Source organism: Oceanicella sp. SM1341 (genome assembly GCF_003448965.1).
In the GTDB taxonomy this organism is placed as follows: domain Bacteria; phylum Pseudomonadota; class Alphaproteobacteria; order Rhodobacterales; family Rhodobacteraceae; genus Paroceanicella.
In genome coordinates this window covers 96,512-116,865 of sequence record NZ_QRGC01000012.1, presented here as the reverse complement: position 1 = coordinate 116,865, position 20,354 = coordinate 96,512, and the positions used below count along the sequence as shown (strand labels likewise).

Genomic DNA, 20,354 nt, shown 5'->3' with positions numbered 1-20,354 from the left:
CCCTGCAGGCCCCGTGAGCGACATGCCCGGCATGCGCGCCGCATCCAGTTGCGCGGGCTGGCGACTTGGCTTATGTGCTTGCCATGAGCACGCCAGAGCACCAACATCTCCTGATCATCGACTTCGGATCACAGGTCACGCAGCTGATCGCCCGCCGCCTGCGCGAGGCGAACATCTACTGCGAGATCCACCCCTATCAGAACGTGACGGAGGCGAGCATCCGCGCCTTCGCCCCCAAGGCCGTCATCCTGTCCGGCGGTCCCGCCTCCGTGCTGGACGAGAACTCGCCCCGCGCGCCCCAGGCGCTGTTCGAGATGGGCCTGCCCATCCTCGGCGTCTGCTACGGGCAGCAGGTGATGATGGAGCAGCTCGGCGGCCGCGTCGAAGCGGGCCATCACCGCGAGTTCGGCCGCGCCTTCGTCACCCCCACCGAGGCCACGCTCGACCTCACAACAGGCTGGTACGCCACCGGCCGCGAGCAGGTGTGGATGAGCCACGGCGACCGGGTGACCGCCCTCGCCCCCGGCTTCGAGGTGTACGGCACCTCGCCGAACGCACCCTTCGCCATCACCGCCGACCCCGCGCGGCATTTCTACGCCGTGCAGTTCCACCCCGAGGTGCACCACACCCCGAACGGCGCCCAGCTCTACCGCAACTTCTGCCGCATCGCGGGCTTCACCGGCGACTGGACCATGGCCGCCTACAAGGAGCAGGCCATCGAGGCGATCCGCGCCCAGGTCGGCTCGGAGAAAGTGATCTGCGGGCTCTCCGGCGGGGTCGACAGCTCGGTCGCCGCCGTGCTGATCCACGAGGCGATCGGCGACCAGCTCACCTGCGTCTTCGTCGACACCGGCATGATGCGCATGGGCGAGGCCGAGGAGGTCGTCACCCTCTTCCGCGACCATTACAACATCCCGCTCATCCACGCCGACGAGGCCGATCTCTTCGTCGACGCGCTGGAGGGCGAGGCCGACCCCGAGACCAAGCGCAAGACCATCGGCAAGCTGTTCATCGACGTGTTCGAGAAGCACGCGAAGTCGGTCGGCGGCGCGAAGTTCCTCGCCCAGGGCACGCTCTACCCCGACGTGATCGAGAGCGTGAGCTTCTCCGGCGGCCCCTCGGTCACCATCAAGTCGCATCACAACGTGGGCGGCCTGCCCGAGCGGATGGACATGAAGCTGGTCGAGCCGCTGCGCGAGCTCTTCAAGGACGAGGTCCGCGCGCTTGGCCGCGAGCTCGGCCTGCCGGAGAGCTTCGTCGGGCGCCACCCCTTCCCCGGCCCCGGCCTCGCGATCCGCTGCCCCGGCGGCATCACCCGCGAGAAGCTCGACATCCTGCGCAAGGCGGATGCGGTCTACCTCGACCAGATCCGCAAGCACGGTCTCTACGACGAGATCTGGCAGGCCTTCGCGGTGCTCCTGCCGGTGCGCACCGTGGGCGTGATGGGCGACGGGCGGACCTACGAATACGTCTGCGCCCTGCGCGCGGTCACCTCGGTCGACGGCATGACGGCGGATTTCTATCCCTTCACCTCGGAGTTCCTGGGCGAGACCGCGGGCCGCATCATCAACGAGGTGAACGGCATCAACCGCGTGGTCTACGACTACACGTCGAAACCGCCCGGCACCATCGAGTGGGAGTGATCCCCGGCCCGGCGCCGGGACGGCACCGCGCGCTGCGAACCGCATCTGAGCCCGCTTCACGGCGGGCTTTTTTGCATCCCGGCGGCGGGCCGGCCGGGCGCGCGGCATGCAGGGAAAAAGGCGCGCGCCTGCCGGCGCGCGCCTCCTGCGGTCCGTCAGCCTTGGGGGATGCGGTTCAGCCGGCGTAGACCGGGAACATGCTCGCGTCGCCGTAGTCCCTGATGCGCTCGACGTTGCGGAGCGTGGCCATGTCCTCGTCGGAGATCTCGAAATCGACCGCGGCATTGCTGGCGATATGCGCCCGGGTGCCGGATTTGGGCAGCGGCAGCAGGTCGAGCTGCAGGCAGTAGCGGATGCACAGCTGCGGCACCGACACCTCGTATTTCGCCGCGATCGCCCGGATGTCCTCGTTCTCGAGGATCTTGCCGTGCCCGACCGGCGAATAGGCCTCCACCAGGATGCCCTGCGAGCGCGTGTAGTCGATGAGCTCGAACGGCGTGTTGCTCACATGCGCGAGGATCTGGTTGACCATCGGCTTCACCGAAGCGTTCTGCAGCAGGTTGTCGAGGTCGGCCTTCTCGAAGTTGGACACGCCGATGGCGCGCAGCTTGCCGGCGGCACAGGCTTCCTCGAGCGCGCGCCAGGCCTCGAGGTTGCCCTCGAAGAAGTGCTCGCCCTTGCGGAACTCGGCCCAGGGCTGCGGGCTGTGGATGATCATCATGTCGGCATACTCGAGACCGAGGGTGCTCAGCGAGCCGTCGATGGCGCGTTTCGCCTCCTCGTAGCTCTTGATGCCGGCGTCGAGCTTGGTGGTCACGAACAGCTCTTCGCGCGCCACGCCGCAGCTGCGCACGCCCTCGCCCACGCCCGCCTCGTTGCCATAGGCCTGCGCGGTGTCGATGTGCCGGTAGCCGATCTCGACGGCATCGCGCACCACGCCGGCCACCTTCTCGTCATCGATCATCCAGGTGCCGAGGCCGAGCCTGGGGATGCGGACGCCGTTGGCCAGCATATAGGTTTCGTCGGTGATCATGGTGCCTTCACTCTCCTGCATTCGCGCGGGGCCCGGCGGGCGAACCGAGGTCCGGGCCGGGCGGCCCGCGCCTTTCTGACTGCCCCTTACCTAGGCGCCACGGCGGCGGCGGACCATAGGCCGGCGGCTCCATCCGGTGATGAGCTGGATTCATCAGACGGCACCCGGACTGTGCGGCTCCCCCCCCGGATCTGCCGCGCTGCGACCGAAGCCCGCAGCCTGCGCCCCGGCCCGGACCGACGCAGAGGTTGCCCCGCCCCGCCCCTGCGCCTACCACACCCGGGATGCCGGCGCGGGCCAGGCGGAAAAGCGAAAGGCGGGACACGTGCGTACACTCATCGTCGGCGGAGGCCTTGCCGGCCTTGCCCTCGCCCGGGCGCTCGGCCGCGCCGGGCTGCCCTTCGACCTCGTGGAGCGCGCGGAGACGCTGCGCGCCGATGGCACCGGCATCTTCCTGCTCGGCAATGCCACCCGTGCCCTCGCTGCGCTGGGCCTCTCGGATGTGCTTGCCGCCCGGGCGCAGGCCTGCCCGAGCCAGTCGATCCACAACCGCTCCGGACGGCTGCTGCACCGCCTGGACACGGCGCGCTTCTGGGGGGCGGCGGGGCCCTGCGTCGCGGTATCGCGGCCCGTCCTGCACGCGGCCCTCGCAGATGCAGTGCCGGAAGGCCGGGTCCGCACCGGGCTGGAACTGGCCGGCATCACCCCCGCCGGGGCCGGGCACGAGGTGCGCTTCTCCGATGGCAGCACCGGGCGGTATGACTTCGTCGTCGGCGCCGACGGGCTGAACTCCACCGTCCGCAGCATGCTGTTTCCCGCCGCGCCGGGCCCGCAGCCGCTGGGCCAGCGCTGCTGGCGCTACGTCACCGCGAACACCCTCGGGCTCGATGGCTGGACCGTGATGCTCGGCAAGGGCAAGGCCCTGCTCGCGATCCCGATCGAGGACGGCCGGCTCTATGTCTATGCCGACGCGTCGGCGCCGCAGGCACGCGACCTGCCTGCCGCGGCCCCCGCCGCGCTGCGCGCCCTGTTCGCCGATTTCGCCGGCCCGCTCGCCCCCCTGCTCGACACCCTGCCCCCGCCGGAGCAGATCCACGCCGCCGATCTCGCCATGGTGCCCTTCGCGCCTTCCACGCGCGACGACGCGCTGCTGATCGGCGACGCCGCGCATGCGAGCTCGCCCAACATGGCCCAGGGCGCCGCCCTGTCCTTTGAGGACGCGGTCACCCTCGCCGCCGCGCTGAAGGAAGAGGACGGGCTGCCCCGCGCCCTCGCGCGCTTCCACGCCCGGCAGGGCGCGCGGGTGCGCCATGTGCAGAAGCAGACCTGGGCCCGGGACGCCCTGCGCGGGCTTCCCGACGGGCTGCGCAGCTTCGTTCTCGGCCGTTTCGGCGACCGGCTCTACCACCGCGCCTTCGGCCCCCTTCTGGGCTGAGCGTCGCGACGCCGAGGGTTCAGCCACCCGCACCGTCGAGCAGGGCCATGTCCCCGGGCGTGAGCGCCAGTTCTGCCGCCCGGGCGAAGTGCCCCACCTGCCCGGGGCTGGTGGCGCTCGCGATCGGCGCCGTCACGCCCGGATGCGCCATCAGCCAGGCAAGAGACACCTCGGCCGGGGTCGCGCCGTGGCGCGCGGAGACCGTGTCGAGCGCCGAGAGCAGCCTCATGCCCTTGTCGTCGAGGTATTTCTCCACCGCCGCGCCGCGGGCGCTGCCGGCCAGGTCGGCCTTCGAGCGGTACTTGCCGGTCAGGAAACCGGACGCGAGGCTGAAATAGGTGACCACACCCAGCCCGCGCGCGCGGCACAGCTCCTGCAGCGGGCCGTCGAACCCGTCGCGCTTGCAGAGGTTCAGCTCCGGTTGCAGGACCTGGTAGGCCGGCAGCCCGCTCTCCGCCGCGGCGAGCGAGGCGGCGAGCTGGTCGGCCGAGAAGTTCGAGGCGCCGATGGCGCGGATCTTGCCGGCCTTCAGCAGCGCGTCATAGGCGCCCAGCGTCTCCTCGGGGGGCGTGTCGTCGGGCCAGTGAGAGAAGTAGAGGTCGATCGCCTCCACCCCGAGCCGCGCCAGAGATTCCTCCACCGCCTGCAGGATCCAGCGCCGCGACAGGCCCTTGCGCTCCGGCGCGCCCATCTGCGAGCCCACCTTGGTGAAGAGCACGATACGCTCGCGCATGCCCGGTCGGGCCTTCAGCCAGCGGCCGATGATGCTCTCGGATTCGCCGCCCGCATTCCCCGGCACCCAGGCGGAATAGACATCCGCGGTGTCGATGGCATTGAAACCGTGGTCGATGAACGCGTCCAGAACGGCGAAGCTCCGCGCCTCGTCCGCCGTCCACCCAAGGACATTGCCGCCGAAGACCAGCGGTGCGATGTCGAACCCCGTGTTGCCGAGCGCACGCCTGTGCATGTCGGGCCTCCCTGCTCCAGAGTGTTGAGAGCCAAGGGAAATCAGGCGCCGGCGCCGGCGTCAACGGCCCGTGCTCACTCCTGCGCCTCCAGCGCGGCGCGCAGGCGGCGCAGCACCTCGGCGGCGGCCTCCGCCTCTCCGGGGCCGAGAGCCTCCGCCAGCCGCGCCGCCCAGGGGCGCTGCAGGGCATCGGCCGCGGCGTAGGCGGCCCGGCCCGCGTCGGTGACCACCACCAGCCGGGCGCGCTTGTGATGCGGGTTCGGCGCGAAATCGAGCAGGCCCGCGGCCGCCATCTCGTTCACCTGCCGCTGCACCGCCTGCCGGGTGAGGCCCATCGCCTCGGCGATGCGCGGCACCGGCAGCGGCCGGCCGGCAAACAGGATCGCCCCCAGCACCTGCCAGCGTGCCGAGGTGAGCCCGGTGCCGGCCACGAGGGCGTCTCCCGCCGCCAGCAGCCTGCCGTTCAGTCGGAAGGTTTCGAGGACAAGCGCCGTCAGCGCCTCTTGCGCATCGCTCATAATGACACCATGTTGTCGTTTTGACAGCGCATTGTCAATTTATCCGCCAGGAGCCAGCCATGCCCGTCTTCGCCGAAATGGACCGCCACGTCACCCTTGCCGACCAGCTTGCCGAGCAGGACGGCGGCCCGGTGCTGCTGATCAACAAGTTCGATGTCGCGCCCGGGGATGTCGCGCAGATGCTGGCGGCATGGGAGGCGGATGCCGCCTTCTTCCGCCGCCAGCCGGGGTTCATCTCCACCCAGCTGCACCGGGGCATCGCCGGCAGCGGCGTGTTCCTCAACATCGCGCAATGGGAAAGCGTGGCGCAGTTCCGTGCCGCCTTCGCGCAGCCGGAGTTCCGCAGCTCGCTCGCCGCCTACCCGCAGGAGACGGTGATCGCGCCGCACCTGTTCCGCAAGCTCGCGGTGCCGGGCATCTGCGTGGCCTGAGCGGCGCTCAGACACCTTCGATGATGAGGAGGTCGCGCTCCGAGGCGCCGCGCGCGTGCGACAGCGCCTCCTGGTATTCGGGCGAGCGGTAGCAGGCCTCGGCCGCCTCCACCGAGGGGAAGCGGGCCAGCACGTTGCGGGCCCGCGCCTGGCCCTCGAGCGAGACATAGCGGCCACCGCGGGCGAGGAACTCGCCGCCGTGCTTGGCGATGGCCGGGCCGGCGAGGGCTGCGTAGCGGCCGTAGGCCTCCTCGTCGGTCACCGCGACATGCGCGATCCAGTATCCTGCGGGCATGCGCCTCTCCTCCCCCGTTTGCTCTTCTCAGCCGGCGAGCACCGCCTCCGCGGCGGCGATCGCCTCCTCGGCGCGCGAGACATCCTCGCCGCCGGCCTGTGCCATGTCGGGCCGGCCGCCGCCGCCCTTGCCGCCCATCACCGTGGCCGCGGCGCGCACCAGGTCCACTGCCGAGACCCGGTCGGTGAGATCGGCGGTCACGCCCGCGGCCACGGCGGGCTTCGCGCCGGTATCCGCGATCAGCAGCACGGCGCCGGAGCCGATCTGCGACTTGTGCTCGTCGATCAGGCCGCGCAGGTCCTTGCCGGTGACGCCCTGCAGCACCCGGCCGATGAACTTCACCCCGCCGATCTCGCGGGCAGCCGCCTCCTCGCGCGGGCCGCCGGCGAGGGCGAGCTGCTTGCGCAGGTCGGCCACCTCGCCCTGCAGGGCGCGGCGCTCGTCCATCAGCGCGCGCACGCGCTCGGGGATCTCCTCGGCCGGGGCCTTCAGCACGGCGGCCGTGCGCGACAGCGCCTGCTCGCGGGCCTCCACCCAGTCGAGCGCGGCCGCCCCGGTGAGCGCTTCCACCCGGCGCACGCCCTGGGCCGAGGCGCTCTCGCCCACGATCTTGAACAGGCCGATCTCGCCCAGCCGGGTCACATGCGTGCCGCCGCAGAGCTCGAGCGAGTAGATCTTGCCGGCAGCCCCGGTCTCGCCCGGGGCGCGCTCGCCCATCGAGACCACGCGCACCTCGTCGCCGTATTTCTCGCCGAAGAGCGCCTGGGCGCCCATTTCGCGCGCCTCGTCGGGGGTCATCAGCCGGGTCTCCACGGCGCCGTTCTGGCGCACGTAGGCGTTCACCTTCGCCTCCACCGCGGCGATCTCGGCCGGGGTCATGGCGTGGTTGTGCGAGAAGTCGAAGCGCAGCCGCTCGTCGGAGACGAGGCTGCCGCGCTGCGCCACATGCGCGCCGAGCGCGCCGCGCAGCGCCTCGTTGAGCAGGTGGGTGGCGGAGTGGTTGGCCCGGATCGCGCGGCGCCGCTCGGACGCCACGCTCAGCTCGGCGCCCTCGCCGCGGGCCACGCTGCCCTCGAGCACTTCGCCGAAATGCGCGAACACGCCCTGGAAGCGCTTCACGTCGGTGATCTTCACCAGCCCGCTCTCGGTGCGCACGGTGCCGCGGTCGCCCACCTGGCCGCCGCTCTCGCCGTAGAAGGGCGTCTGGTTCAGCACCAGGATCACCGTGTCGCCGGCGGCGGTGGAGGGCACCTCGGCGCCGTCCTTCAGGATGGCGGTGATCTGGCCCTCGGCCTGCTCGGCGTCATAGCCGAGGAACTCGGTGGAGCCGAGCCGGTCGGCGAGGTCGAACCAGATCTCCTCGGAGGCCGCCTCGCCCGAGCCCGACCAGGCGGCGCGCGCCATGGCCTTCTGCGCCTTCATCGCGGCCTCGAACCCCTCGGTGTCGACCTTGCGGCCCTTCTCGCGCAGCGCGTCCTGGGTGAGGTCGAGCGGGAAACCGTAGGTGTCGTAGAGCTTGAAGGCGGTCTCGCCGCCGAGGGCGGCGCCCTCGGGCAGGCCGTCGAGCTCCTCGTCGAGAATGCGCAGGCCGCGGTCGAGGGTCTTGCGGAAGCGGGTTTCCTCGAGCTTCAGCGTCTCCTCGATCATCGCCTGGCCGCGGGAGAGCTCGGGGAAGGCCTGGCCCATCTCGCGCACCAGCGAGGGCACGAGGCGGTGCATGATCGGGTCCTGCGCGCCCAGCAGGTGGGCGTGGCGCATGGCGCGGCGCATGATGCGGCGCAGCACGTAGCCGCGGCCCTCGTTGGAAGGCAGCACGCCGTCGGCGATCAGGAAGGAGGTGGAGCGCAGGTGGTCGGCGATCACCCGGTGATGCACCTTCTGCGGCCCGTCGGGGTCGACCCCGGTGAGCTGGGCGGAGGCGAGGATCAGCGCGCGCAGCAGGTCGGTGTCGTAGTTGTCATGCTTGCCCTGCAGGATGGCGCCGATGCGCTCGAGCCCCATGCCGGTGTCGATCGACGGGCGCGGCAGGGCCGAGCGCGTGCCGTCCTCGTACTGCTCGAACTGCATGAACACGAGGTTCCAGATCTCGATGAACCGGTCACCGTCCTCGTCCGGGCTGCCCGGAGGGCCGCCGGGGATGTGGTCGCCGTGGTCGTAGAAGATCTCCGAGCACGGGCCGCAGGGGCCGGTGGCGCCCATGGTCCAGAAATTGTCGGAGGTGGCGATGCGGATGATCCGGTCGTCCGGCAGCCCGGCGTACTTCTTCCAGATCGACACCGCCTCCTCGTCGTCGTGGTAGACGGTGACGAGGAGCTTTTCCTTCGGCAGGCCGAATTCCTTGGTGACCAGGTCCCAGGCGAGCGGGATCGCCTGTTCCTTGAAGTAGTCGCCGAAGGAGAAGTTGCCCAGCATCTCGAAGAAGGTGTGGTGGCGGGCGGTGTAGCCCACATTGTCGAGATCGTTGTGCTTGCCGCCGGCGCGCACGCATTTCTGGCTGGTGACGGCGCGGGAATAGTCGCGCTTCTCCACCCCGGTGAAGACGTTCTTGAACTGCACCATGCCCGCGTTGGTGAACATCAGCGTCGGGTCGTTGCGCGGCACGAGGGGGGAGCTGGCCACGACCTCGTGCCCGGCCTTGGCGAAGTATTCAAGGAAGGTGCTGCGAATGTCGTTCAGGCTGGCCATGTGCGTGTCCTCGGGTCTGTTCTCCGGGCGGCGCCCGGAAATCGGCACATGGTCTTATCTTGGCCCCGCCCGGCTGTCCACAGTCCCGCGCGGGAGCGGGGCCGGCCCGGGCCGGGTATTTCGCCCCCCGGCAGGCGGCTGGCCCGGCCACGGCGGCCGGGCCCGGCGCTCAGGCTTCGAGCACGTCGCCGCCGTCGCCGTCATCGTCGCCGGTCATGGCGAAATCGAGCCCGTGGGCGGCGCGGATCTTGTCCTCGATCTCCATCGCGACCGCAGGCGTCTCGCGCAGGAAGGTCTTGGCGTTCTCGCGGCCCTGCCCGATGCGCTGGTCACCGTAGGAGTACCAGGAGCCGGACTTGGCCACCACGCCGGCGCGCACGCCGAGGTCGATCAGCTCGCCGAGCTTGGAGATGCCCTCGCCGTACATGATGTCGAACTCGACCTGCTTGAACGGCGGCGCGACCTTGTTCTTCACCACCTTCACGCGGGTGGAGTTGCCCACCGTCTCGTCGCGGTCCTTCACCGAGCCGATGCGGCGGATGTCGAGGCGCACGGAGGCGTAGAACTTCAGCGCGTTGCCGCCGGAGGTGGTCTCGGGGCTGCCGAACATCACGCCGATCTTCATGCGGATCTGGTTGATGAAGATCACCATGCAGTTCGAGCGCGAGATCGAGCCGGTGAGCTTGCGCATCGCCTGGCTCATCAGGCGGGCCTGGGCGCCGACCTGGTGGTCGCCCATGTCGCCCTCGAGCTCGGATTTCGGCGTGAGGGCCGCGACCGAGTCGACCACCACCACCGAGACCGCGCCGGAGCGGATCAGCGTGTCGGTGATCTCGAGCGCCTGCTCGCCCGCGTCGGGCTGGGAGATGAGGAGCTCGTCGAGGTCGACGCCGAGCTTGCGCGCATAGGAGGGGTCGAGCGCGTGCTCCGCGTCCACGAAGGCGCACACGCCGCCGTTCTTCTGCTCCTCCGCGATCACGTGCAGCGCGAGCGTGGTCTTGCCCGAGCTCTCGGGCCCGTAGATCTCGATGATGCGGCCCTTGGGCAGGCCGCCGATGCCGAGCGCGATGTCGAGGCCGATCGACCCGGTGGAGATGGCCTTCACGTCCATCACCGCATTGCGCTGGCCGAGCTTCATGATCGAGCCCTTGCCGAAGCTGCGCTCGATCTGCGCCATGGCCGATTCCAGCGCTTTCTGCTTGTCCATGCCCCGCCTCTCGTTCAAGTCCAGGAGTGTCTGTGCCATTTGAGCGTACCCCTTATTTCACGATTTGCCGAGCGCGGCAAATCCGGTTTGTTCGCCTGATGTTCGATACCATAAGGCGGGAACACATGGAGAACAACCCCCCATGTTAGGTGTTTATTGACTCATTTTAGCGGCAATGGTTTAGGAAAGGTGAACCTCGGAGACCTGCCCGCATGCTCATTTCCGTCCGCCACCGGACCGCCTATCTCGCGATGCCCAAGACGGGCTCGACCTCCGTGGAGGCGACACTGCGCAACCAGTGCGAGTTCCGCATCGGCGGGCAGCCGAAATTCAAGCACATGAACTTCGCCCGCTACGAGAAGTTCTTCGCGCAGATGCTTGAGAGCTATCAGATTTCCGATGTCGAGACTGTCTGCCTTTTCCGCGAGCCGATCGACTGGCTGATGAGCTGGTACCGCTATCGCTCGCGCGATGCGCTGGCCGGCACCGGCCGCGGCACCAAGGGCATGAGCTTCGAGGATTTCATCGACGGCATCATCGTGGACGGCGTGGTGAAGATGGCGAATGTCGGCAGCCAGGCCGCCTTCGTGCGCGGTGCCAACGGCAAGGTGGGGGTGAACCACATCTTCCGCTACGACAATTTCCCGGCCTTCGAGTCGTTCCTGCGCGGCCGCTTCGGCCAGGCACTCGAATTCCCGCGGCTCAACTCCTCGCCCCGCGCGCCGGCCGAGCTCTCGGCGCCGATGCGCGCCCGGCTGGAAGACGCGCTGAGCGAGGATCTCGCGATCTACCACGACATCGCCCGGTGACCGCCGGCCCCCCTCGACAGGAGACCCCAGCGGCATGATGATCTGCCCCCAGGCGCGTTTCGCCTTCTTCTCGGTTCCCAAGACCGGCAGTTCCTCGGTGCTGGCGGCGCTGAAGCCGCATGCGCCGATCCAGTTTTCCGCGCCGCCGCAGGTCAAGCACATGACGGTGATCCAGTATCGCCGGCACGTGGCCAGCCTGCTGCGCGACTGCGGCCAGCCGGAGATGGAAACCGTCTGCCTGGTGCGCGAGCCGGTCGACTGGCTGGGGAGCTGGTTTGCCTTCCGCAGCCGCGACGTGCTGCGCAACACCAACCGCTCCACCGCGGGCATGAGCTTCGCGCGCTTCGTCGAGGATTACATCGCGCCCGTGCCGCCGCCGCATGCCGACGTGCCGCCGCAGAGCGCCATAGTGACCGACGAGCAGGGCCGCCCAGGCATCGACCACATGTTCCGCTACGACAATTTCCCCGGCTTCGGCCGCTGGCTGTCGGAGCGGCTGGGAACGCAGATCGAGTTCCCGATGCGCAACGTCTCGCCCAAGGTCGAGGACCGCTACCTGCCCCCGGAGCTGCGCGCCCGGCTGGAACAGGCGCTCGCGGCCGATTTCAGCCTCTACGCCGACCACGCGCGCTGACCCCCGGGCTTCGGCCCCGCAACGGCGGAAAACCAGCGGCCCGGGCAGCGCCACGCCCCTCTCGCGGCGGAGGGAAGTCGGGCGGCCGGCACTGAAGGTCTCGGAGATAAAGTCCCGGAGGTAACGTCTCGCAGATCCTGCCGCGCGCTGCGCAAGGAGATGGCCCTGCCCCGGTACGGGCGAGGCCGGCACGACGCCCGGTCCGCCACCCGGCGGAAGCGGCCCGCCGGAGCGGGCCGGGAGCGGCTCAGTGGACGAGCTTGCGCACGTAGCCCGGCAGGGCGAAGGCGGCGTGGTGCACTTCGGGGGAGTAGTAGCGCGTCTCGAAGCCGGCGGCGCGGAAGCGCTCGTCGAGCTCCTCGATGGAGGCGCCGCGGGAGGTGCCGTCCGAGCCCCAGCCCATCGCCATCGGCCCGCCCGCGTAGGTGGGGATGGTGGCGAGGTAGCAGGTCGCGTCGCGGAACAGCGCGCGGAAGGCCCGCATGGTGTTGGTGAGCTCCTCGCCCTGCATGAAGGGCACGCCGTTCTGCGTCACCAGGATGCCGCCGGGGGAGAGGCAGCGCTTCGCCCGGCCGTAGAACGTCTCGGTGAAGAGCACTTCGCCGGGGCCGATCGGGTCGGTGCTGTCGACGATGATCACGTCGAATTCCTCGGTGGTCTCGGCCACGAAGGCCGCACCGTCGGCGATCACCAGCTCGAGGCGCGGGTCCTCGAAGGCGCCGGCGGAGATGCCGGGCAGGTATTTCTTCGAGAACTCCACCACCCCGGCGTCGATCTCGACCATGGTGACCTTCTCAACCTCGGTGTGGCGCAGCGCCTCGCGGGCCATGCCGCCGTCGCCGCCGCCGATGATCAGCACCCGGCGCGCCGCGCCATGGGCGAAGATCGGCACATGGGCCATCATCTCGTGGTAGATGAACTCGTCGCCCTCGGTCACCTGAACCACGCCGTCGAGCGTCATGATGCGGCCGAAGCGCGGGTTCTCGAACACCTTGATGCGCTGGTGGGCGGTCTCGCTGTCATAGATCAGCGTGCCGATGCGCAGCGCCTGGCGGTGGTCGGCGTGCAGTTCCTCGACGGACCAGGCGGAGGGCGGCATGTCGGTCATGGATCCATGTCCTTGTCATTGTGGGGCCCGTTGCGGGCCAGGGCCTTCGGTCGGCCCGCAGCGGGCCCCTGAAACGCAGGCGGCGCGGGTTACGGGCCGGGATGCTCCCCTGCCCGGCCCGCGCCGCCGGAAGATCGCGCCCGCTCAGGCGCCGGTGCAGATACCGTCGCCGCGCAGCAGCTCGCGCACCCGCACCTCGCCGGCATCGAAGGCCGCGCGCAGCACCTCGACCGACTTCCACGGCCGGGCATCGCCGCACATGAACACGTCGAAGGCGCCGTAGCCGATCTCCGGCCAGGTGTGCACGGAGATGTGGCTCTCCGCCAGCACCGCCACGCCCGAGACGCCCTGCGGCGAGAACTTGTGGGTGTGGATGTGCAGCAGCGTGGCGCCGCATTCCTCCACGCAGTCGCGGAACGCCTTCTGGATCCGGGCCTCCTCGTCGAGCCCCGTGCCCTCGATCACCTCGATGATGAGGTGGGTACCGGCAAAGACCTTGCCGTCACGGCGGATGAAATGGTCGTCGCGAGATTCGTCCATCACGTCCCGTTCAGCGGGTGCCTCGATGGTCTCGGTGTCACCGACAACGGCCAGATGGCCGCGATGAATCGCTTCCTCATGGGTGGCGCCTGTCTCCAGGTCCATCCCCAGTCGGAAGAGGTTTGCGTTCTCCATGACGCGCCTCCCCTACCAGCAGATGAAATCCCAGCGGTCCCTTAGCGCCCCCCCGAGGACGGGGTTGGGATCGGTGACCCTGAACGAGCCCGCTATCTAGGGAACCGCGCGATTCATATCAACAGCTTTTTCATGAAGATTCCGCAACTGCGAGCAGCGCAGGCCGCATTCCGTGTCCCGGGTGTGACACTGTGACTTTCCGTGCTAGTGTTTTCACGCAGTTATGAACGAAGGGACAGATGGCCATATGACAGACCCAGATACGGATCCGAACCTGATCCAGACCGACTATGAAATCGGCCAGGACAACATCGTGACCAAGATCGGGCCGTTCGGGCTCGATATTCACAATCCCGTCTTCCTGATCTCCGGCCTCACGATCTTTGCCTTCGTTATTGGGACGTTGCTGTTCAAGGACCTTGCAGCGGACACCTTCCCCGCGATGCGCGACTGGCTGACGGCCCGCTTCGACTGGGTGTTCCTGACCGCTGGCAACATTTTCGTAATCTTCTGCGTGGTGCTGATCTTCACCCCGTTCGGAGCCATCCGCCTGGGCGGGCCGGACGCGGAGCCCGACTATTCCTATTCCGGCTGGTTCGCGATGCTCTTTGCCGCGGGCATGGGCATCGGGCTGATGTTCTACGGCGTGTCCGAGCCGATCAGCCATTACTCGGCCTCGGTCGCCGCGGAAGCGGGCAGCCCGGAGAGCTGGGCGCCCCTGGGCGGCGCACCGGGCGACCAGGCCACCGCCGCGGCCCTCGGCATGGCCTCCACCATCTTCCACTGGGGCCTGCACCCCTGGGCGATGTACGCGGTGGTGGCGCTCGCACTCGCGCTCTTCAGCTACAACAAGGGCCTGCCGCTGACCATCCGCTCCTGCTTCTACCCGCTGCTGGGCGAGCGGGTGTGGGGCTGGTGGGGCCACGTGATCGACATCCTCGCGGTCTTCGCCACGCTCTTCGGCCTCGCCACCTCGCTGGGCTTCGGCGCCGAGCAGGCCACGGCCGGGCTCGAGGCGGTGTTCGGCCTGCCGGCCTCGGAGACGGTGAAGATCGTGCTCATCCTGTGCATCACCGGCGTGGCCACCATGTCGGTGCTGGCGGGGCTCGATTCCGGGGTGAAGCGCATCTCGGAGATCAACATGGTGCTCGCCGCGCTGCTGCTGCTCTTCGTGCTCTTCGTGGGGCCGACGGGCGAGATCATCTCCGGGTTCTTCTCCAGCCTGATGGCCTACCTGGGCTACCTGCCCGAGCTCGCCAACCCCTTCGGCCGCGAGGACGACAACTTCCGCCACGGCTGGACCGCCTTCTACTGGGCCTGGTGGATCTCCTGGTCGCCCTTCGTGGGCATGTTCATCGCCCGGGTCTCGCGCGGGCGGACGGTGCGCGAGTTCATCGTCTGCGTGCTGCTCATCCCCAGCCTCGTCTGCGTGCTGTGGATGACCGTCTTCGGCGGCACCGCCATCCACCAGATGATCGACGACGGCGTCACCTCGGTGGCCGATGCCGCGCTGGAGCTGAAGCTGTTCCGCATGCTCGAGCTGCTGCCGCTCGCCTCCATCACCTCCTTCATCGGCATCGTGCTGGTGATCGTGTTCTTCGTCACCTCCTCGGACAGCGGCTCGCTGGTGATCGACACGGTCACCGCCGGCGGCAAGACCGAGGGCCCGGTGCCGCAGCGCGTGTTCTGGTGCGTGTTCGAGGGGCTGGTGGCGATCGCACTGCTCGTGGGCGGCGGGCTGGGAGCGCTGCAGGCGATGGCCGTCTCCACCGGCTTCCCCTTCACCTTCGTGCTGCTGGCCATGTGCTGGTGCATCTACAAGGGGCTGCGAACCGAAGCCCGCTGAGCGGGCGCAGCCGGAACGACAGGGGGCGTGGCCGCGGGCCGCGCCCCTTTTTCATCGCCCTCCGCCACGATTGACCGGCACCGGCGCGCTTGCCATAGCTTGGGCGCAGCAGTCACCGGGAGGGCAGCGCCATGCGCGAATTCAGGGTCGTCGACGTGTTCACCGCCACGCCGTTCCGGGGAAACCCGGTGGCCGTGGTGCTCGATGCGGATGGCATGAGCGGCGAGGAGATGCAGCGCGTCGCCGGCTGGACCAATCTCTCCGAGACCACCTTCTGCCTGCCGCCCACCACGCCGGAGGCCGACTACCGGTTGCGCATCTTCACCCCGGTGAGCGAGCTGCCCTTCGCCGGCCATCCCACGCTGGGCAGCCTGCACGCGCTGCTGGAGGCGGGCCTCGCCCCGCGTGATCCGGGTGTCGCGGTGCAGGAATGCGGCGCGGGCCTGGTGCCGGTGCGCATCGACCGCGCCGCCGGCACCCTGTGCCTGCGCATGCCGCAGCCCCGGCTGCGCGACCTCACGGAAGCGGAGACCGCACGGCTGGCGGGCGTCCTCGGCGCGCCGCTCGCCGGGGGCTGCCGGCCGGCGCTGGTCGATGTCGGGGTGCGCTGGGTGGTGGCCGAGCTCGCCTCCGCCGAGGCGCTCATCGCCCTGCGCCCCGACATGGCCGCCTGCGCCGCCTTCGAGCGCGATCTCGGGGCAGACGGCGTGACCCTCTTCGGCCGCCACGGCGCGGGCGAGGACATCGAGGTGCGCTCCTTCGCGCCTTCCTCGGGCATGGCGGAAGACCCGGTCTGCGGCAGCGGCAACGGCTCGGTCGCGATCTTCCGCCGCGCGCGCGGGCTCATCGCCGCGGAGGCGGAATACGCCGCCACCCAGGGCCGCTGCCTCGGCCGCGCGGGGCACATCAGCCTGCAGGTGAGCGGCGGCGAGGTCTATGTCGGCGGCCAGGCGGTGACCACGGTGAAGGGCGAGATCGCCATCGACTGAGCCGGGGCACACCGGCCCTCTCCCGCCCCGCGCGCGGGCACCGGCGAAGGCCGGCGTGCCCGCTCCGTTGCACCCCGTCGCGCTTTCCTGCCGGGGTGCCGCCACGGGCCAGCCCTGCCGCACCACGAGTGACAGGGTCCGGGGGGCCGCGCATCGGATCGCGTCCCGGGCCGCCCGGGCGCGGCATCCACCGGCGTCCGCCCCTGCGCAGGCCTGGGGGCCCCTCCCTCGCCCGGCCTCAGTGAAAATCCCGGCTCTTCGGCAGGATGCGCACGTTGCGCGGATGCTGGGCGCGCGAGGGGCGGCGGCTGCCGGGCTCGGGGCGTTTCACCTCGTCGGCGCGGGCGAGCGCCTCGGGCATGTCGTCGGTCTCCGAGAGCAGCGAGAGCTCGTCGCTCAGGTCGTCGATCCGCCCCGCGATCACGTGGATGATGTCGCCCGTGCGCTGCACCACGCCCGAGACCTGCACCAGCCGCGCCGTCATCACCGCGCGGCGGAAGCGGGCCAGCACCTTGCGCCAGATCACGATGTTCACCGTGCCGGTCTCGTCCTCGATGGTCATGAACACGACGCCCTGCGCGGTGCCCGGCCGCTGGCGCACCAGCACCACGCCCGAGACGCGCACGCGCTGGTTCTGCACCGTCCCGCCCAGCGCCGTGGCGCTGCGGGTGCCGCGCGCGGCGTGGCGCGCGCGCAGGAAGGACATCGGGTGCGCCTTCAGCGACAGCCGGTGGGTCTGGTAATCCGCCACCACCTGCTCGGAGAGGCGCATGGCCGGCAGGCGCACCTCCGGCTCGGCGGCGCTGCCGGTCTCGCCCGCGGCCTCGAACAGCGGCAACCCGCCGTCGGCCCCGAGCCCGCGCACCGCCCAGAGCCCCTGGCGCCGGTCGAGCCCCAGCCCGCCCAGCGCATCCGCCGCCGCCAGCCGCTCCAGCAGCGCGCGCGACAGCCCGGTCGCCGCCCGGAAGGCATCGAGCCCGGAGAGCCAGCCGGGAGCGGGCGCAGCGGCACCGGCAGGGCCAGGCGGGCGCGCGAAGCCGGCCCCTTCCGCCTCCGGCGCCGTCATCTGCGCGCGCCCTGAGGCCGGGCCGCCGCGGGGCACCTTGCGTTCCTCCTCTGCCGCCGGGGGCCATTGAGCACCCGTCACAGGTCCGGGAGACGGGCCCGCCCCCGGAAGCCCTGCCGCCATCAGCGCCGCGCGGCGGCTCACGAAGGCGCGCATTGCCGCCTCGGGCAGCCCGTCGACCTGGCGGAAGCCCAGGCGCAGGGCGGGGCCGGCCTCGCCCGGCTCCAGCGTGCAGTCCCAGTCCGAGGCGAGGACGTCGACCGGGCGCACCTCCACCCCGTGGCCGCGCGCGTCGCGCACCAGCTGGGCGGGGGCGTAGAACCCCATGGGCTGGGAGTTCAGCAGCGCCGCGCAGAAGATCGCCGGGTGGTGGCGCTTCACCCAGGCCGAGGCGTAGACGAGGATGGCGAAGCTCGCCGCGTGGCTCTCCGGGAAGCCGTACTGGCCGAAGCCCTTGATCTGCTCGAAGCAGCGGGAGGCGAAATCGGCCGTGTAGCCGCGGGCGATCATCCGCCCCACCATGCGCTCCTCCAGCGCGTGGATGGTGCCGGGGTTGCGGAAGGTGGCCATGGCGCGGCGCAGCTCGTTGGCCTCGTCGCCGGTGAACTCGGCCGCGGCGATGGCGATCTGCATCGCCTGTTCCTGGAAGAGCGGCACGCCCATGGTGCGGTCGAGCACGCGGCGCAGCTCGTCGGGGTCGCCGTGCCGGGGGTCGGGCGCGGGGTATTCCACCCGCTCCAGCCCGTCGCGCCGGCGCAGGTAGGGGTGGACCATGTCGCCCTGGATCGGCCCGGGCCGCACGATGGCCACCTCGATGACCAGGTCGTAGAACACCTTCGGGCGCAGGCGCGGCAGCATGTTGAGCTGGGCCCGGCTCTCCACCTGGAACACGCCGATCGCATCCGCCGCCGAGAGCATGGCGTAGACGCTGTCATCCGCCTGGGGGATGGAGGCGAGGTCGTGGTCGATCCCCTCCCAGGCGCGCAGCATGCCGAAGGCGCGGGCGAGGCAGCTCAGCATGCCCAGCGCCAGCACGTCGACCTTCAGGATGCCCAGCGCCTCGATGTCGTCCTTGTCCCACTCGATGAAGGTGCGGTCGGGCATGGCGGCATTGCCGATGGGCACGATCTCCTCCAGCGGGTCCTCGGTGAGCACGAAGCCGCCCACGTGCTGGGAGAGGTGGCGCGGGAAGCCCAGCAGCTCGGTGGTGAGCGCCACGGTGCGCGCCAGCAGCGGGTCCGAGAGGTCGAGCCCGGCGGCGCGGATCTCCTCGGCCGGCAGTTCCTCCCCCCAGGAGCCCCAGACCGTGGAGGCCAGCGCCGCCGTCACGTCCTCGGTGAGCCCCATGGCCCGGCCCACGTCGCGCACCGCACTGCGCGGGCGGTAGGAGATCACCGTGGCGGCCAGTGCCGCGCGGTGGCGGCCGTAGCGGGCATAGACGTGCTGGATCACCTCCTCGCGGCGCTCGTGCTCGAAATCCACGTCGATGTCGGGGGGCTCCTTTCGCGCGCGGGAGATGAAACGCTCGAACAGCAGCTGGCTCTTCGCCGGGTCCACCGCGGTGATGCCGAGGCAGAAGCACACGGCCGAGTTCGCCGCCGAGCCCCGCCCCTGACACAGGATGCCCCGGCTGCGCGCGAAGGCCACCATGTCGTGCACGGTGAGGAAATAGGGCGCGTAGCCGAGCTCGCCGATGAGGGCGAGTTCCTTCTCCAGCAGCCGTGTCACCTCCTCCGGCACGCCCTTCGGGTAGCGGGCTTCGGCGCCCTTGCGGGTGAGCGCCTCGAGATGCGCCTGCGGGGTGCTGCCCTTGGGCACCGGCTCGGAAGGGTAGTTGTAGGCCAGCTCGTCGAGCGAGAAGCGGCACAGGGAGAGCACCTCGCCGATGGCCGCGAGCGCTCCGGGCCAGGCGGCGAAGAGCCGGGCCATCTCGGCGGCGGGCTTGAGGTGGCGCTCGGCATTGGCCGCGAGGCGGAAGCCTGCCTGCGCCACCGTCACCCCCTCGCGGATGCAGGTGAGCACGTCCTGCAGCGGGCGGCGGTCGGGGGTGTGGTAATGCACGTCGTTATGGGCGAGGAGCGGCACGCCCGCCTGCCCCGCCAGCCGCGCCAGCCGGGCGAGCCGGGCGCGATCATCCCCGCCATGCCGGTGGGCGAGGCCGAGCCACACCCGCCCCGGCGCCGCCGCCGCCAGCCGCGCGAGGGCGGCCGCAAACCCCTCCTCCGCCACCTGCGCCACGGGCGGCAGGGCGACGAGCACCTGCCCTTCCGCCTGCGCGAGCATGTCCTCCAGCCCGAAGTCGCATTCCCCCTTGGGCGCGGCGCGCTTGCCGGCGGTGAGCAGGCGGCTGAGCCGGCCGTAGGCGGCGCGGTCTGTGGGGAAACACAGCGCCTCCAGCCCCTCGCGGCTCACCAGCCGGGCGCCGACCAGCAGCCGCAGCCCGGCCTTCTTCGCCGCCACATGGGCGCGCACCACCCCGGCGAGGGTGTTCCTGTCCGCCACGCCGATCGCGGCATGGCCCAGCTCCACCGCCCGGGCCACCAGCTCCTCCGGGTGCGAGGCGCCGCGCAGGAAGGAGAAATTCGTGGTGCAGGCGAGCTCGGCATAGGCAGGCGGTGGGGCAGCGCCCCGGGGCGCCTGCCCGCGCGGCGCGAAGGGCAGCAGGGCGGCGGTTTGCGGGGAGCTCTCGCGCGGGCTGCCGGGGGCTCTGTCCCCCGATCCCGCGGCGCGCTCCTCCGGGGCCCGGGCAGTGGCTGTTTCCGGGGGCATGTCTGCGGGCGTATGGCGCGACAGGTGCAGGATCCGCGCGGCGGACGTCCCCCCCGGGGCCGGGCGGGAGGCCGCGAAGGGGGCAGCCTCAGCCTCAGCCTCAGCCTCAGCCTCAGCCTCAGCCTCAGCCTCAGCCTCAGCCTCAGCCTCAGCCTCAGCCTCAATGGCACCGCCAAACGGGTCTGCCGGGTCTGCCGGGAAATCCCGTGCCCCGGGCCCGAGGGAAGCGTCAGGCGGGGATGGC

General features: G+C 70.5%; 16 protein-coding genes. 7 read left to right on the top strand and 9 right to left on the bottom strand.

What is annotated here, in order from left to right; translation table 11 throughout:
* The first annotated feature begins 83 nt into the window (after positions 1–83).
* Positions 84–1,643 carry a glutamine-hydrolyzing GMP synthase gene (guaA, locus tag D3P35_RS12865; RefSeq protein ID WP_118135139.1) on the top strand — a complete coding sequence of 520 codons (1,560 nt, stop codon included), beginning with the start codon at positions 84–86 and terminating at the stop codon, positions 1,641–1,643.
* A gap of 175 nt (positions 1,644–1,818) precedes the next feature.
* Here guaA and D3P35_RS12860 read toward each other — a convergent pair whose 3' ends face one another.
* Positions 1,819–2,676, bottom strand: coding sequence for an aldo/keto reductase (locus tag D3P35_RS12860; RefSeq protein WP_118135138.1), 858 nt, complete (start codon positions 2,674–2,676; stop codon positions 1,819–1,821).
* Between the two features lie 325 nt (positions 2,677–3,001).
* Between D3P35_RS12860 and D3P35_RS12855 the strand changes: the two genes are divergently transcribed.
* Positions 3,002–4,111: an FAD-dependent monooxygenase gene (locus D3P35_RS12855; RefSeq protein WP_157982132.1), complete on the top strand. Its 1,110-nt coding sequence runs from the start codon at positions 3,002–3,004 to the stop codon at positions 4,109–4,111.
* A 19-nt stretch (positions 4,112–4,130) separates the two neighbouring features.
* Here the strand turns inward: D3P35_RS12855 and D3P35_RS12850 are convergent, their stop codons facing one another.
* Together D3P35_RS12850 and D3P35_RS12845 are read right to left on the bottom strand one after the other, a co-directional pair.
* Positions 4,131–5,078 carry an aldo/keto reductase gene (locus D3P35_RS12850; protein ID WP_118135136.1) on the bottom strand — a complete coding sequence of 316 codons (948 nt, stop codon included), beginning with the start codon at positions 5,076–5,078 and terminating at the stop codon, positions 4,131–4,133.
* 74 nt (positions 5,079–5,152) lie between these two features.
* Complete coding sequence (locus tag D3P35_RS12845; protein ID WP_118135135.1) at positions 5,153–5,596, bottom strand: MarR family winged helix-turn-helix transcriptional regulator; 444 nt, start codon at positions 5,594–5,596, stop codon at positions 5,153–5,155.
* Between the two features lie 59 nt (positions 5,597–5,655).
* On the opposite strand from D3P35_RS12845, the gene D3P35_RS12840 reads away from it, so the two are divergent.
* Positions 5,656–6,027, top strand: coding sequence for an antibiotic biosynthesis monooxygenase (locus D3P35_RS12840; RefSeq protein WP_118135134.1), 372 nt, complete (start codon positions 5,656–5,658; stop codon positions 6,025–6,027).
* 7 nt (positions 6,028–6,034) lie between these two features.
* On the opposite strand, the gene D3P35_RS12835 is transcribed toward D3P35_RS12840, so the two are convergent.
* From D3P35_RS12835 to recA, 3 genes are all read right to left on the bottom strand, one after another.
* A complete protein-coding gene (locus D3P35_RS12835) occupies positions 6,035–6,322 on the bottom strand; it encodes a DUF1330 domain-containing protein (protein ID WP_118135133.1) in 288 nt (95 codons plus the stop codon).
* Positions 6,323–6,349: 27 nt separating this feature from the next.
* Positions 6,350–9,007 carry an alanine--tRNA ligase gene (gene alaS, locus D3P35_RS12830; protein WP_118135132.1) on the bottom strand — a complete coding sequence of 886 codons (2,658 nt, stop codon included), beginning with the start codon at positions 9,005–9,007 and terminating at the stop codon, positions 6,350–6,352.
* Between the two features lie 169 nt (positions 9,008–9,176).
* A complete protein-coding gene (recA, locus tag D3P35_RS12825; RefSeq protein WP_232830491.1) occupies positions 9,177–10,214 on the bottom strand; it encodes a recombinase RecA in 1,038 nt (345 codons plus the stop codon).
* 212 nt (positions 10,215–10,426) lie between these two features.
* Here recA and D3P35_RS12820 point away from each other — a divergent pair, with 212 nt between their 5' ends.
* Entirely contained in the window at positions 10,427–11,023 is a 597-nt protein-coding gene (locus D3P35_RS12820) for a sulfotransferase family 2 domain-containing protein (RefSeq protein WP_118135130.1), read from the top strand.
* Between the two features lie 34 nt (positions 11,024–11,057).
* A complete protein-coding gene (locus tag D3P35_RS12815) occupies positions 11,058–11,657 on the top strand; it encodes a gamma-glutamyl kinase (protein WP_118135129.1) in 600 nt (199 codons plus the stop codon).
* 247 nt (positions 11,658–11,904) lie between these two features.
* On the opposite strand, the gene speE is transcribed toward D3P35_RS12815, so the two are convergent.
* Both speE and speD read right to left on the bottom strand, forming a co-directional pair.
* On the bottom strand, positions 11,905–12,756 hold the full coding sequence (speE, locus tag D3P35_RS12810; protein WP_370031230.1) for a polyamine aminopropyltransferase: 852 nt from the start codon (positions 12,754–12,756) through the stop codon (positions 11,905–11,907).
* Between the two features lie 153 nt (positions 12,757–12,909).
* Complete coding sequence (gene speD, locus D3P35_RS12805) at positions 12,910–13,440, bottom strand: adenosylmethionine decarboxylase (RefSeq protein WP_118135127.1); 531 nt, start codon at positions 13,438–13,440, stop codon at positions 12,910–12,912.
* Between the two features lie 247 nt (positions 13,441–13,687).
* Here speD and D3P35_RS12800 point away from each other — a divergent pair, with 247 nt between their 5' ends.
* Positions 13,688–15,286, top strand: coding sequence for a BCCT family transporter (locus D3P35_RS12800; protein ID WP_118135126.1), 1,599 nt, complete (start codon positions 13,688–13,690; stop codon positions 15,284–15,286).
* A 131-nt stretch (positions 15,287–15,417) separates the two neighbouring features.
* A complete protein-coding gene (locus D3P35_RS12795; RefSeq protein WP_118135125.1) occupies positions 15,418–16,275 on the top strand; it encodes a PhzF family phenazine biosynthesis protein in 858 nt (285 codons plus the stop codon).
* A 238-nt stretch (positions 16,276–16,513) separates the two neighbouring features.
* Here D3P35_RS12795 and D3P35_RS12790 read toward each other — a convergent pair whose 3' ends face one another.
* Positions 16,514–20,110: an error-prone DNA polymerase gene (locus tag D3P35_RS12790; protein ID WP_118135124.1), complete on the bottom strand. Its 3,597-nt coding sequence runs from the start codon at positions 20,108–20,110 to the stop codon at positions 16,514–16,516.
* Positions 20,111–20,354 lie beyond the last annotated feature (244 nt).